The organism is Ktedonobacter robiniae (assembly GCF_016587375.1).
In the GTDB taxonomy this organism is placed as follows: domain Bacteria; phylum Chloroflexota; class Ktedonobacteria; order Ktedonobacterales; family Ktedonobacteraceae; genus Ktedonobacter; species Ktedonobacter robiniae.
The window spans coordinates 223,668-235,922 of record NZ_BNJG01000006.1; the positions used below are offsets into that span (position 1 = coordinate 223,668).

Genomic DNA, 12,255 nt, shown 5'->3' on the forward strand with positions numbered 1-12,255 from the left:
TTTTCCAGCACCTGTTGTATCCGGCTCAGATCTGCTGTGACGAGAGATGATCTGGAGCATGCAGCTGGATCGCGTGTTCTGGAGTGCTCCAGATGGAGACCATGTCAGAGAGCATCTCCACCAGATCGAACGCTTGGACATCTAAGGTGAAGAGTCCTTGTCTAAACCGGGCCACATCCAGCAGATCGGTCATCAAGCGCCTTACCCGTACGACGCACTGTTTGATGATCAGCAGTTCTCGCTCGTAGGCCACCTGTCCTTCTCGCCGTGCTCGTCGTTCCAGCAGATCCAACCGCCCTTTGATCGGGGTGAGCATATTCCCCAAATCGTGGGCCATCACGGTCAGGATTTCTTCGGCTGCCAGTCGGTGCGCCTGGACCATCGCTTCGTGCGTTTGTTGTTCGACCAGTTCGGCTCGATGCATGACCACACCGATCCAGTGCGTGACTGCTTCCAGAAAGTGTAGGTCCTCTTCGGTAAAGTGCTGCTCCGCGCTCGAAGAGACCAGCACCACCCCTCGCAGGGTGCCATCGGCTGACAAAGGAACCAGGATCTCTGACTTGATTCCCAAATCCTCTTTCATCCCAGGGAGTTCGGCAGGATCACGTTGGACTTGTCCACTCCAATATGGCTGGCCTGTCTGGTACACTTCAACGGCCCGCCCTCCAAGAGCGAGAGGGAGGCGATCTAAGCCAAGCGCTTGCTGTTTGGCTCCCATTGGGGTCTGGCTCGTTCCGTAAGCCACGAGGCTTTCGGTGGTCGGATCGTAGAGAAACGTATCCACTTTTTCGGCATGCAGAACGGCGGCGACCAGTTGGGCGCTTTGATGGAGCGTGTTACCCACCGAGGTTGCGGGCAGTTCGAGCAACCATTGCAAGGTGCTTAACAGCGATTCGTGTTTCGAGACGTGTTCCGATAACATAGTGCTCCTCCCTTCCTCTTAGCCCTCTCCTCTCTAAATGACCATTTTGGTGCTGGGTGGTGTCCCCAGACATGATGGTCTCCTTTCGGCAATGCAGCGTTCGTGCTCTTGTCTTTTACTGATACCAAGAAGTATACTCTTTTTCGTGTCCAGCCCACGTCACGGATGGCGCGGCTCATAGTCGCCGTACTCACCCGTTGCCATGCTCTTCTTCCATCGCTTTCTGCCCGCTTTTTTCGGTTCGTAACGACATCCGTGGTGTTCCCCTTTCACCTCCCGCATCCCTTATCAAGCATGCTTCTACTTTCTTCAGGAAAAGGAGCATCCATCGCGTCTCCCCAGCGTTTTTCTCGTAGGTGCCCTCTGGCTCTCAAAGTATACAGGAAGAGTAGAGAGGACGTCATGGGTCCAAAGAGCTATTGGAAGGAGAGAGGTGACAAATGGAACCCGGCACCAAAGTTCTAGTGCGCAACTCGATTTCTCTGGTCAGTTGAATATATTCGAGTTAGATCTGCCTGATAGACCTGTCTCTGGCAAGCACGCCCTCAGTCAAGAGGGGCTGAAGAAAGGAGGCCAAGAGCCCGCGCACGGGCTATCACCTGGGTGCGATTGGTGGCTTCAAGTTTACTGAGGATATTACTGGCATGATGCTTCACAGTGCTGGTTGCGACCACCAATGCATCCGCGATGTCCTGGTTCGAGGCCCCACGCGCGAGCGAGCGGTGCTTAGGAGTTCTGCCCATTGATGGTGGTGGGTTGGCCATTGGCATAGTAGCCACTGAAGGCGGTAGAGGTCTGCTGGTTGACGTGCAGGATGGCTGATGCCTGGACAGGGGCAGAACGCTTGCTGTGTTCTCTGGTGCTTTTGGGGGCAAGGTGCGGATCCGGGGAAAGGGCAAAAGGGATGCTCGACATGATCAGTGCTGGCCTGATCAGCCGTGTCTGGTACGGGGCTGACGAGAGAATGCTTCTGCCTCTCTCGTCAGCCCCGTGTCTGTTTGCGGGTCTATATCTGTCCCCTTGGAAAATGGCGCCTGCTTCCTTTGACGCCTGGGGCAGGCATTCGTGCGTCGTGCGAATGCCTCTTTCTCTCTTCACTGTATCATGAAATGCCGCAATGTGCAATCCACGAGAGAAACGCGCGGAAATGTATGGAAGAGCTTGATGAGCATGCGAGTCGACGTGATGCCATGGTGGAAGAGGATGCGAGCGTCCATTCATGGTGGCGTGTCTTGATGCTCTCTTCGCGCCTCTCTTTGCCAACCGGTAGCCACGTTTCTCTCACCCAACTTCATCTGCGTGTAGAGATCAGAGGGAATCGGGTCGTCCTGGCTAGCATCAGAGGAGCAGCAGCTTGATGCCCAACAGGAGAATGATGCTTGAGCCACTGGTGCTGGTTGCGTCTCTGTGGCTGAAGACTGCCCGCAACAACTGGGCCCCGAACCTGGGGAGTACGTGACCAGGCGCTCCCAGGCTCGCCATGTCGTCAGGTTGTGGAGGTCTGGATGCTTCCCTTGAGATTGTACACGAAGCGAGCAAAGGGAGAATCAACCCGAGGGAGCAATTTCTCCTGTCTGTTTTCCAGAGAGAGTGTAGCGAGGAGAGATGGAAGCGTGTTTCTGAGAGAGGTACGCATGGTGGTGTAGGAAGAGTGAGCCTGTTTTGAGAGATCGGGAGAAGATACGCTTTGTGGCAAAGTGGTATCTTCTCCGTTTGTGTGTCTGTTGGTGGAGAAGGAACTGGAGCGTGTCTGAGCGGGTGAAGGGCCTTCTGCTCGCGCTAGGTGGGCGAGAAAAAGGAACCGCTGAGTCTGCGAGAGATCGAGCGCAGGTACGTCCCGCTGGCGCGGGAGTATCTGGCCGCCAACCCCGACGTCTCCATCTCAGAGAAGACCCTCGTCCGCGAGATGAATACGTGGTGGCGCAGGCAAGAAAAATTCGCCGCACAGGAGCGGCTTCAGCCGACGCTCCTGTAACACTCACAAGGGGCTGGCCTGCTTACTCCGAGCAAGCCAGCCGCTGTTCGTTTCAGGCCTCTTCACAGGAGAACACAAAGGCAAACAGTCACTGTCTGCCCTCGGATACTTGGAGGTAGCACTGGTAGAGGTACCTGAGTATCTTCAACGCTTGCTCTAATAGTTCATCCATAGGCATGCTCGCGGTCCCAAGCAATGGAACTTCGCCCGGTGCCATGCGCTCCCAGGCAAAGTGGATAGCCAGAGCCCACCAATACCGCATAGGGAGCACATAGAGCAGTTCTAGCAGCCCTGTCGCACAGGCAAAGAAGCAAAAGCGGTAGCCCTCGACGAATCCTTGACTGTACTGGTCCTGAAACAAGTCCAGATTGTTCGTCTGGATATAGGGGCACCGAACAAACGTGCAGGCTGCTCCTCTCCCAAATGCGAGCTCGTCTTGTCCCGTGAACCTCCCCCGTTGGTGGGTGGAGCGAAACATGCGGGCCAGGGGGTACTGTAATAGGCGAGCTTGGGACCTCACTTGGACAGGCATACGCTCCAAAATCTGATCGAGATAAAGTTCAGCGTACTTATAGAGAGCCCAAGCATATCCAACAGCTTGCGCCTGCGGGTTCTGATCTGGGAGCGTGATCGGCAGTTTCTTCCAGGGTGACCAGAGGGTCATGGCGCTACCTCCAACTCGCTACTACTTCCTCTCTCTTCGCTATACCCTCACTTGCAATCACAACCCTTTGAAAGTGGGTAAAGAGAGGAGCAGATCCGGCGCTGCACTTCAATTCCCTCAATGACGAACACTGCCACTCCCAGGCCCGCTGTCATTTCGCGGATAAAATTATCTGAGAAACAGCCAATTTTATCTGCGAAATGACAGCGGGCCAAAAGGCTCCGAATGATAAAAAAGAGAACCATGAGGAGGAGGGAGTGGCCAGTGCGCTATGTGGTGGGTGCGAACGTTTCCTTTCTACGAGAGCGCTGGGCAACGGAATGGTGCTCCAGGTGTGAAGGGAGCGTGAGGCAGATGGTGTGTGGTCAGGTTGAAAGTTGATCAGCAGTCGAACACCGACCAGCAGATGTCGTTGCGCAACCGCTGATCATCCAGGACCAGCTCGCGGATCGCATCAGGGAGCTGGTCGCGTTGCCATCGGCACTCGAGCCGCCCGGAGCTCTCACCCTCGCCTTCAGGAGCGGCTGCACGCGCAGCCTGATGCCTATCCCTGGAATCGATCCAGATAGCTGATACCAATTCGCCATCTGTCGTAGAAAGAATGGGTCTCCCTCGTTTTTATCTCATCGGCTCGCCCTGTTTTTCCGCAGGCTCCGACCGATGGTGCGACGCATCACGCGAGCATGCGGCTCGCCGTGCTCCCACAGTTCGAGTCGTGTGAGCACGGGCACGACTCGAACTGTGGGAGCACGGCGTTTAACGGGCGGCGGTTCGTCAGTCGTCGAGGACCGCAAGGAGCACCTGGCGCAGGCGTGCAGGATCGGTAATCGTGGTGATCGCGATGATCTTGCCTCCCCTGATCGAGACATCAAAGACGCCGATCAGCCGCCCGTACGGGGCCACCACGACTCCCACGGAGCCATTCACCAGCGCAGTCTGTGTTGCCTGGGCACGTCCCACAAACTGGTTCGCCACAGCCGCTGCACCATGAAGCTCTCCTGCTCCGCCCGCAGGCACGGACATGGGATCGCGCCGGAGCACCACCTCTGGATCGAGCACGGCGAGCAGCGCGTCAAAGTTCCCGACACGCGCGGCGATGAGGAAGGCTTCCACCACTTCTCGGCTGGCGGACAGGTCCGCATCCTGAATATGGGCTCTTCCCCGCACCCGGCGGCGGGCGCGGCTGGCGAGCTGCCTGGCTGCGCCCTCTGAGCGCTCCACGAGAGGCGCGATCTCGTCGAAGGGCACGGCGAAGATGTCGTGCAGCACATAGGCGAGGCGCTCGGCAGGAGTCAGCTGATCGAGCACCACCAGCAGCGCTAGACCCACCGCATCGACCAGTTCGGCTTCTTCCTCGGGGTCGCTTCTGCCAGGCTCTCTCGTGATGGACCCAGCAAAGGACGCTTCCAGGGACTCTTCTCCCCGCGATTTCCGCGCGCGCAGCATATCCAGGCAGATCCGCGTGACCGCCTGCTCAGCCATGCGCCCGGGTTTGAGACGGTGCTTGGGTCCGTGCGGACCAGACGCAGCCAGGACTCCTGAACGGCATCCTGCGCCTCGGGAAGGGAACCCAGCATCCGATAGGCCATCGCCTGCAGTTGGGGACGTTCTGCCTCGAAGCGCTTCACCAGCCAGTCTTGTTCATCCATTCCTTCTCTTCCTTCTTTCTCCATTCGTCATACCACCGACGAAGGAAACCGGGCTGATGTGACAGGCTGCCAGCCCGTCTTGGCGCGGAGCTCGCAAGAGAGCAGGATGTTTCCTTCCAATCGCACACGAGTTTGCCCGAAGCAGCATGCCCCGTGCCGGGACACCACCAGGGATGAAAGAGGATATACTGGAGAGATCGCGGCCAGGTGAGAACGGACGCCCAGTTATGAACATGAGCGTGAGCCCGAAGCTGTCTCCAGGTACCCGTTTGCACCGCCAGTTGTCGCTCTTTTCCAGAAGCACGTAGAGGAATCTAACCTCACAGGCCGGGTACTTCCTGGTCGCTGATCGCTAACCATTGACCACAGCGTATCAGAAGGAGGAACCCTGATGGAAGTCCTGTATCGAAGCTGTTGCGGGATTGATGTCCACAAACAATTTCTGGTGGCATGTTTGCTCGCTGTCGATGAGAAAGGACAGCAACACAAAGAGCTGCGGCGCTTTTCGACGATGACGAGTGAATTACTCTCGTGCGTTGACTGGCTGAAAACAGCGCGGTGCCAGGCCATCGCGATGGAGTCAACCGGGGTGTATTGGAAGTCCCCTTTCAACCTCATGGAAGGGCACTTTGAGCAGGTCATGATTGTCAATGCCGAACATCTCAAACGCGTTCCAGGTCGCAAAACCGATAAAAAGGATGCGGAGTGGATCGCCGAACTCTTGCAGTTTGGGCTCCTCAAACCCAGCTTTATCCCGTCACCCCAACAACGAGAGCTTCGTGATCTGACCCGTCTGCGCACAACTCTGATCGCCGAGCGAACCCGGCTGGTGAATCGGCTCCACAAAACGCTGGAAGATACCAATCTGAAGCTCTCGTCCGTGTTGACGGATATCATGGGGAAATCAGGACAGCAGATTCTCTCGGCTCTCCTTCGCGGAGAGGAAGATCCAGCCGTGTTAGCAGATCTGGCTCTGGGACGTGCGATGAGCAAACGTGACGCGCTGGCACAAGCGCTGCGTGGACGCCTGAGGGACCATCACCGCCTCCTCTTGCAGGAACTGCTCTCCCTGATCGAGCGACATGATCGGGGAATTTCGCGCCTGGACAGGGAGATTGAGGAGCGCTTGCGCCCTCAGGAGGCGTTGATTCAGCGGCTCGATGCTATTCCTGGATGTAGCCGTCGAATCATCGAAGTTCTCCTGGCTGAGATAGGCTCGGATGTGTCTCCTTTTCCGGATGCCGCTCACCTCGCCTCCTGGGTGGGCATTTGTCCTGGCAATAACGAGAGTGGAGGCAAACGCAAAAGTGGACGCATTCGCAAAGGCAATCGCTGGATTAAAGCGATGCTGGTTCAAGCCGCCAATGCCGCCGCTCGAACCAAGCACAGCTATCTCTCGGCACAGTATCATCAGATTGCTGCTCGTCGTGGCAACAAACGTGCTGTCGTGGCGGTGGCTCACAGCATTCTGGTGATCTACTATCACATGCTCACGACTGGTGAGCCCTATCAGGAAAGAGGAGCAAACTACTTTTCGGAATTAGATCGCAAGCATGCTGAGCGACGGGCAACCAGGCAGCTTGAACGGTTGGGATATCAGGTGACGCTGACCCCTACTCAGATCGCTTAATCCTGCTTCCAGCATACGAGCTTGCGGATGAGGTTCTCTTGGGTCACTTGACCCACAGGGGGGTGTTTTTGTCTCTTTCTCCAGCTCTTTCAGAGGAAGAGGAGCAAACTACTTTTCGGAATTAGATCGCAAGCATGCTGAGCGACGGGCAACCAGGCAGCTTGAACGGTTGGGATATCAGGTGACGCTGACCCCTACTCAGATCGCTTAATCCTGCTTCCAGCATACGAGCTTGCGGATGAGGTTCTCTTGGGTCACTTGACCCACAGGGGGTGTTTTTGTCTCTTTCTCCAGCTCTTTCAGAGGAATCAGGGAAGAAACCGGTCACAATCTTTGCGTGTCATACGTCGGGAGGATGACGAGGGAAACCCAGCCAAGGTGAGAGGGAGTCCCACTCCTCTTGACCGCGCTGACTGGGCAATCTCATCACCATCAAGATGCACCTTGGGGGTTGTGTGCACCGCCAGCGGAAAAGCACCACTTTCCCTCGTGGAAAAGTGAAAGGACCTGTTCCATGAAAGTAGCGATTTCCCATACCAAAGTCAAGCCTGACAAGCGCGCCGAAATCGATGCGGCGGGCTGTAGGATCTCATAATTAGTGTCTTTGCCTCAGCTCGCCTCATATGAAAAATCCCACAAATCCTGTCTTTGCTTCCCACAACATGTGTCATTTTCCTACAGAATTCCCACAAAACATGTCTTTACCCTCCAGCGTGTTCCTGGCTTGGTGATGGCGGAGTCGGCTGATAGGCTTCTTTGCGCGCGATAAGTGCGATGGGAGATGGGTCCAAAGACAGGAATTGTGGGAAGAAAGACACGATTGGTGGGATCCTACTTGGCGTCTGTGCAGGAGAGGAGTTTTGTGGGGAATCCCAGAAATAGTGTCCTTGAGGTTCCTGGACTGCGCTCTCTGCTGGGTCATCAGCTGCCAGTTTATCCTATAGTCATTAGGCATATTGAGGTGTTATGGGGAAGAGGAGGAGGCGGTATTGCAGGCGTCGAGGTGTTCTTGGATGCGGTGCTCAAGGGTTTGCAACGAATAGGTTGGTTGATACTGCTGGTAGGCGTGGGAGACGATGGCGAGGGCGTCTTTGGCGAGGTCGCCAAGGAGGAAGTGGTGGGGGAAGTTGTCAAAGGCATGCTTTTTTTTTTGTTTTCCGAGACCAACATGCGAGGACATCGAGAAAGGCGAGGAAATGGTCGGGCCAGGCGCTAAAGATCCAGTGCGTGATGGCGACTTGGAGTGGGGGACCGCGTCTGGATAGGGACGTTGGAACAGCTGGTTGGTGTGAAGGAAGGCGGTGAACGCGTTGGGCAGCAACGATTGAACGTCAGCGGGTTGGAGACGATGGAGGCTGATACAAAAGGCGCGCAGAAGCGCAATATACTGCTGCGGTGGTAAGAGGGTGCGTGGATCATTGAGCTCCAAAGGAATAGATGGATGGTCAAGAGGAGGAAGAACGCCAAGAGCACGGAGGGTCAACTGATCCCCAGAGACCAACCCCATGGCTTCTGGTGCGATGCGCAGCGTTACTGTGGAAGCATAGGAGTGTCGGCAATAGGGACAGGAGGTTGGATCAAGCCGTTGTGAGGGAATGCGCCTGGAGCAGTGTGGGCAATGTCGCAGGAGCAGCAGCCTATGCTTGTGACAGGTCAGCAGGTATCTGGCTTTCCAGTACAGGCGGTCATAGGCGACCTCCTCCTGGAGGCAGAGAGGGCAGATTTGTGTGGTCTGGTTGGGAAGAAAAAAGGTGCGGTGAAGATCTCGTTGAAGCCGCGGTCGCTCAATAGGATCGTGGTGGAGGGCTATTTTCGGTTTGAGATACTCAGTGAGGCCGGAGCGCCAAGAAGGAACTTTGATGACGGGAAAGTATTCGAGGTGCTTAAATGGGGCCGAGAACCGATGTAAGGTCATCTGGTTAGAGCGCTTCCTCACTGAGAAGAAGAAGATCTGAAAGGAACCGATAGTCAGCTCGCTCAGCGAGCAGAGACACCTGAGAAGAGGCAATGCGGAAATGACTCATCTCAGGTTGAATGACCTGATTCACGCGTTCGTAGTGCATCTGTTTGGCGGTACGGGTGAGGAAGGAATGCAGGTCTTCCCAGGGTTGTGGAGGAACGCGCACTGGCAGTGGTGCGATGCTGTGTGTGTGGTGGTGTGCATGTGAACGTGTCTCTCCTGTTTTTCTCGCGCACGTGTGAGCCTATGAGCGGACTGTCCGTGACAGGGTGTGCGCCATCTCGGCGTCGTGAGCGCAGATGGCGCGTTTGTGGCCGGAAAGCCTGGGCATTTAGGTAAAACGCTTGACCGAAAAAGGGTTCATTTTTTTCTCGCCCATCACGGTGCCAGCAATGCAGGCGTTATAAGCATGCTCTAATAAGATGCGATTGAGGGTGGAGCAGCCCTGGGAGATAGCGAGGTGCGCGGCATGGCGAACCAGATGCATAATCCAGCCGAGATATCCATTGGTGGCATAGTGAAAGCGATAGGCCATGTCCAGGCTTCCCAACCTGAAGGATCAAGGGGGAGTTCGAGATCAATGCTTTCCATAAGCGTGCGGAATTCGGCGGTGGTTTTGGATTGGGAGCGGTCCCAGGGAAACGGGGTCATATAGCGAGGTGTCCCGACGCGTCGGCTGAGTTGTGGATTGGTCTGAAGGATAGGTTCTGCTTCCCCTTTTTGCCCGATAAGAATCATCGGGATGTTGCTCTGATTGATAATATCTTTGAGGAAATCCGTGACGGCGTTGAGGACGCGGAGGGTGTCTCGGTCGAGAATGTGCTGGAACTCATCGACGAAGATCATGCGTACCTGGCAGCTTTTGAGCAGCATGTGCAGGCGAGTGACCATATTCCATTGGGTGCCACGTCCCGGTTGGGATCTCCAGGGTGGAGAGAAACGCCGCAGCGGTGCCTTTAATACTGGCCTTAGCGGGAACGGAGACGTAGAGATAGGGGATGATACTCCCTTGCGGTGTTTCGCTGCGCGTATTGTTGTTGCGTGCTAACCATTCCTGGACCAGGGTGGTTTTGCCAGCTCCAGTCTCGCCAAGAATGGCCAAGCAGGGTGATTATGTGTGGAGCTGCTTTGGGTGAAGCGATTGCAGTAGTCGAGTTCTGCAAGCAGGGCGGTAAATCCTTTATGCATGATGAGGATGTGATCAATGATGGCGTAACGTTCAGCATCACTGAGAGTTTGCCATGCGGTGTGGGTGAAGGATCCTGTGTCATGGTTTCTTCGTCTCCTTGGCGCGGTTACGAGCGCCAGTGTGTGGAACGAACGGCAATTCCAAAGGATTGTTGCCGTTCAGTAATGGTGGTTGTGAGTTCTGTTATGGAAGTCAATGGGAGTTCACTTGTGTGTTCCTGCTGACCTGTGTGTAAGGGGGGGATATGTTCTCTGGTTCCTGGGCGGTGGCCGATGATTGGCCCTGTCTCGCTCTCCTGTGTCTTGGGGCTGTGGTCGACTTGCGCGGTGGACGCTGTTTCTTGTCGAAAGGGGTACACTCTTCGAACGAAAGAGGCGGGAATGGCTCGAATGGGGTTTGTCCATTTTGGTCAGGCTGGAGGAAGACCTGCTCCTGTATGTCCCCGAGAGGGCAGAGAGATCGGCAACACGGCGAGTGTTGTGGTGGTTGAGTGGTAATGTGGGTCCATTGCCTCGGCTTCAAGAGAAGATTCCAGCGGTGCATGTTCTTCTGTGACCTCTCTGTTTCCGTCTTGCGATGTGTCCACTGGAGTGTTGATGAACGTCTCGGCAGCCGCATGCGTTGATGCATTGATCCATGTCGTCACTTGTTCATTCCACCAGCGTGTCATGCTCTGGCGGGTGCGAAGCTTGCGTGTCAGACGTATCTCATCCGTAATACATTGCTGCAAGCGCGCTTTGGCGAGCACAAGAGCCTGCTGATTGACCTGGCGCTTGAGTTCCTCCTGAACATAGCGTTTGATGACACGATGTTTCCATAAGGAGAGCTGTTGGGTATAGTCTTTGTCCACGGCTTCCACTTCGAGGTAGCGGTTGGAAAAAGGATCAAGGACCCAGATGCGTGAGAGGTCTCCTGGATAGTATTTGATGTGGACGATGCCTTCTTTGATCTCGTCTTCCCGATGGCGAGCGATGGCGCTGTGCGTTGACCGATATGTTTTGGCACGTGCAAGCTTGCTGCGAAGTGCGGCCAGCTTGGGTCCTGATAGCGTAGCTGTTCAAATTCGATGCCATAGTGATGAATGGTGCGTGTGGCGGTTCTGCTGACCAGGACCAGTAAGTCATTGCGGCTGGGGGAAGACGTGGAACAAAGTGTTCTTCAAGCGCTTGCTCCCAGAGCCTGGCGGGTATTCCTTTCCACGGGGATGGCCTCCCACCCCGCGGTGAACCTCTTGCGTATAGACATCGACAATCAGAGATGAAGCAGTTCCCAGAGTTTGTCGAGCGTGATACAGGCATGGTGCTGAGATTGATAGTCACCGCGTTCGAGAAAGTGAGAGAAGGTGGTGCCAGGCGTGACGTGAATGAGATCGGTATTGAGCGTGCGAAACCACCGTTCAATACTGCCTTTAAACCAGGGTTTGCGTACTGGCATGTGTTGGAGTTCAATGCCCAACTGCAAGCACGCGAGCTCTAAATCTCGATCAAGTTCCATGCCATTATCGACGACGAGCACTTCTGGAATGCCAAAGGCCAGGTAGGCATGTTGGGTGTGAAACTGTGTTTGCACATGCTCTTTTGGCAAAAAGGCATAGAGCATGCACTCCATGGCCACACGATACGAGGGTGGGTCGAAACTGATAAGACCCCAAGAGGGTAGCCGGTGTACTTATCGCGGATAGCTGCGATGGTTGGCCGTCCGATAGGGAGGCGATCATTGGGATCAACAACGAGAAGGTCGAGGCGCGCGAAGTCGAGTTCTGCTCGCTGATTGGGCCGGGTGTGGAGAGGACCGAGTTGGGTCTGATGGTGCTTGCGCTGGGCATGCGCTTTCCCCAATCGAGCCGTGTCAACGTCCAAGGCGTCAAGCCGCTGAATGTAGCGGTAGATCGTCATGTTGCCAGGAGCAAGAAGATGTTCTTCCGCAGGTCGTGTCGCATTCTCAAGAATGATGCGTTTCTTAAAGGCTGTGATCACATGCGTCACTGGAGCGCGAACGTTGGTCAGATATGTTTCTTTGATGGCTTCTTGCAAGAAATGTTCAAGAAGAGGACTGAAGCGGTGGTGGCGAGGACCACGTTGATGATAGGAAGGGACCAGGCTTACGAATGTCTTCGTGACTCTCTTGGTAGCGACGAATCCAACGCGAAACCGTACGAGGGGTGATGTCAAAGAAGGGAGCAAGGTGAGGGGATGATGCAAGCATGGTTTGATGTTCCTCAGGCTCAAGTGGCTGAGGCGTGTGTGGAGCACTGGCCGGATTGAAG

Annotated in this window: 14 protein-coding genes and 2 pseudogenes; 3 read left to right on the forward strand and 13 right to left on the reverse strand. The window is 55.4% G+C overall.

The features are described 5' to 3' along the window. Positions 1 to 25 precede the first annotated feature (25 nt). The 3 genes from JMJ04_RS44955 to JMJ04_RS44965 form a co-directional block, all read right to left on the reverse strand. Positions 26 to 922, reverse strand: a complete 897-nt coding sequence (locus JMJ04_RS44955; protein ID WP_201376852.1) for a GAF domain-containing protein — start codon at positions 920 to 922, stop codon at positions 26 to 28. Between the two features lie 545 nt (positions 923 to 1,467). Continuing rightward, entirely contained in the window at positions 1,468 to 1,692 is a 225-nt protein-coding gene (locus JMJ04_RS44960; protein WP_201376853.1) for a response regulator transcription factor, read from the reverse strand. Then, a complete protein-coding gene (locus JMJ04_RS44965) occupies positions 1,649 to 1,837 on the reverse strand; it encodes a hypothetical protein (protein ID WP_201376854.1) in 189 nt (62 codons plus the stop codon). Before JMJ04_RS44965 ends, JMJ04_RS44960 begins: the two co-directional genes overlap by 44 nt. A gap of 236 nt (positions 1,838 to 2,073) precedes the next feature. Here JMJ04_RS44965 and JMJ04_RS44970 point away from each other — a divergent pair, with 236 nt between their 5' ends. Beyond that, on the forward strand, positions 2,074 to 2,280 hold the full coding sequence (locus tag JMJ04_RS44970) for a hypothetical protein (RefSeq protein WP_201376855.1): 207 nt from the start codon (positions 2,074 to 2,076) through the stop codon (positions 2,278 to 2,280). Positions 2,281 to 2,705: 425 nt separating this feature from the next. Further along, complete coding sequence (locus tag JMJ04_RS44975) at positions 2,706 to 2,897, forward strand: hypothetical protein (RefSeq protein ID WP_201376856.1); 192 nt, start codon at positions 2,706 to 2,708, stop codon at positions 2,895 to 2,897. Positions 2,898 to 2,985: 88 nt separating this feature from the next. On the opposite strand, the gene JMJ04_RS44980 is transcribed toward JMJ04_RS44975, so the two are convergent. From JMJ04_RS44980 to JMJ04_RS49385, 3 genes and pseudogenes are all read right to left on the reverse strand, one after another. Next, positions 2,986 to 3,561, reverse strand: coding sequence for a hypothetical protein (locus JMJ04_RS44980; RefSeq protein WP_201376857.1), 576 nt, complete (start codon positions 3,559 to 3,561; stop codon positions 2,986 to 2,988). A gap of 381 nt (positions 3,562 to 3,942) precedes the next feature. Continuing rightward, positions 3,943 to 4,101, reverse strand: a pseudogene (locus tag JMJ04_RS49550) (putative immunity protein); the annotation flags it as partial. Positions 4,102 to 4,335: 234 nt separating this feature from the next. Then, a pseudogene (locus tag JMJ04_RS49385) lies at positions 4,336 to 5,210 on the reverse strand (sigma-70 family RNA polymerase sigma factor). Between the two features lie 391 nt (positions 5,211 to 5,601). Here JMJ04_RS49385 and JMJ04_RS44990 point away from each other — a divergent pair. After that, positions 5,602 to 6,840, forward strand: coding sequence for an IS110 family RNA-guided transposase (locus tag JMJ04_RS44990; RefSeq protein ID WP_201371172.1), 1,239 nt, complete (start codon positions 5,602 to 5,604; stop codon positions 6,838 to 6,840). A gap of 964 nt (positions 6,841 to 7,804) precedes the next feature. Here JMJ04_RS44990 and JMJ04_RS44995 read toward each other — a convergent pair. The 7 genes from JMJ04_RS44995 to JMJ04_RS45025 all read right to left on the reverse strand — a co-directional run. Further along, positions 7,805 to 8,755: a TniQ family protein gene (locus tag JMJ04_RS44995; RefSeq protein ID WP_201376858.1), complete on the reverse strand. Its 951-nt coding sequence runs from the start codon at positions 8,753 to 8,755 to the stop codon at positions 7,805 to 7,807. Positions 8,756 to 8,759: 4 nt separating this feature from the next. Further along, positions 8,760 to 8,966, reverse strand: a complete 207-nt coding sequence (locus tag JMJ04_RS45000) for a hypothetical protein (RefSeq protein WP_201376859.1) — start codon at positions 8,964 to 8,966, stop codon at positions 8,760 to 8,762. 248 nt (positions 8,967 to 9,214) lie between these two features. Further along, positions 9,215 to 9,691, reverse strand: a complete 477-nt coding sequence (locus JMJ04_RS48360; RefSeq protein WP_201376860.1) for a TniB family NTP-binding protein — start codon at positions 9,689 to 9,691, stop codon at positions 9,215 to 9,217. Further along, positions 9,630 to 9,902 (reverse strand): TniB family NTP-binding protein, encoded by a 273-nt coding sequence (locus JMJ04_RS48365; RefSeq protein WP_201376861.1) that lies wholly within the window; start codon positions 9,900 to 9,902, stop codon positions 9,630 to 9,632. Before JMJ04_RS48365 ends, JMJ04_RS48360 begins: the two co-directional genes overlap by 62 nt. 496 nt (positions 9,903 to 10,398) lie before the next feature. Beyond that, complete coding sequence (locus JMJ04_RS45015; RefSeq protein WP_201376862.1) at positions 10,399 to 10,839, reverse strand: hypothetical protein; 441 nt, start codon at positions 10,837 to 10,839, stop codon at positions 10,399 to 10,401. Positions 10,840 to 11,240: 401 nt separating this feature from the next. Then, complete coding sequence (locus tag JMJ04_RS45020) at positions 11,241 to 11,558, reverse strand: DDE-type integrase/transposase/recombinase (RefSeq protein WP_201376863.1); 318 nt, start codon at positions 11,556 to 11,558, stop codon at positions 11,241 to 11,243. 471 nt (positions 11,559 to 12,029) lie between these two features. After that, the coding region (locus tag JMJ04_RS45025; RefSeq protein ID WP_236039171.1) for a helix-turn-helix domain-containing protein at positions 12,030 to 12,255 on the reverse strand (226 nt) is incomplete at its 5' end.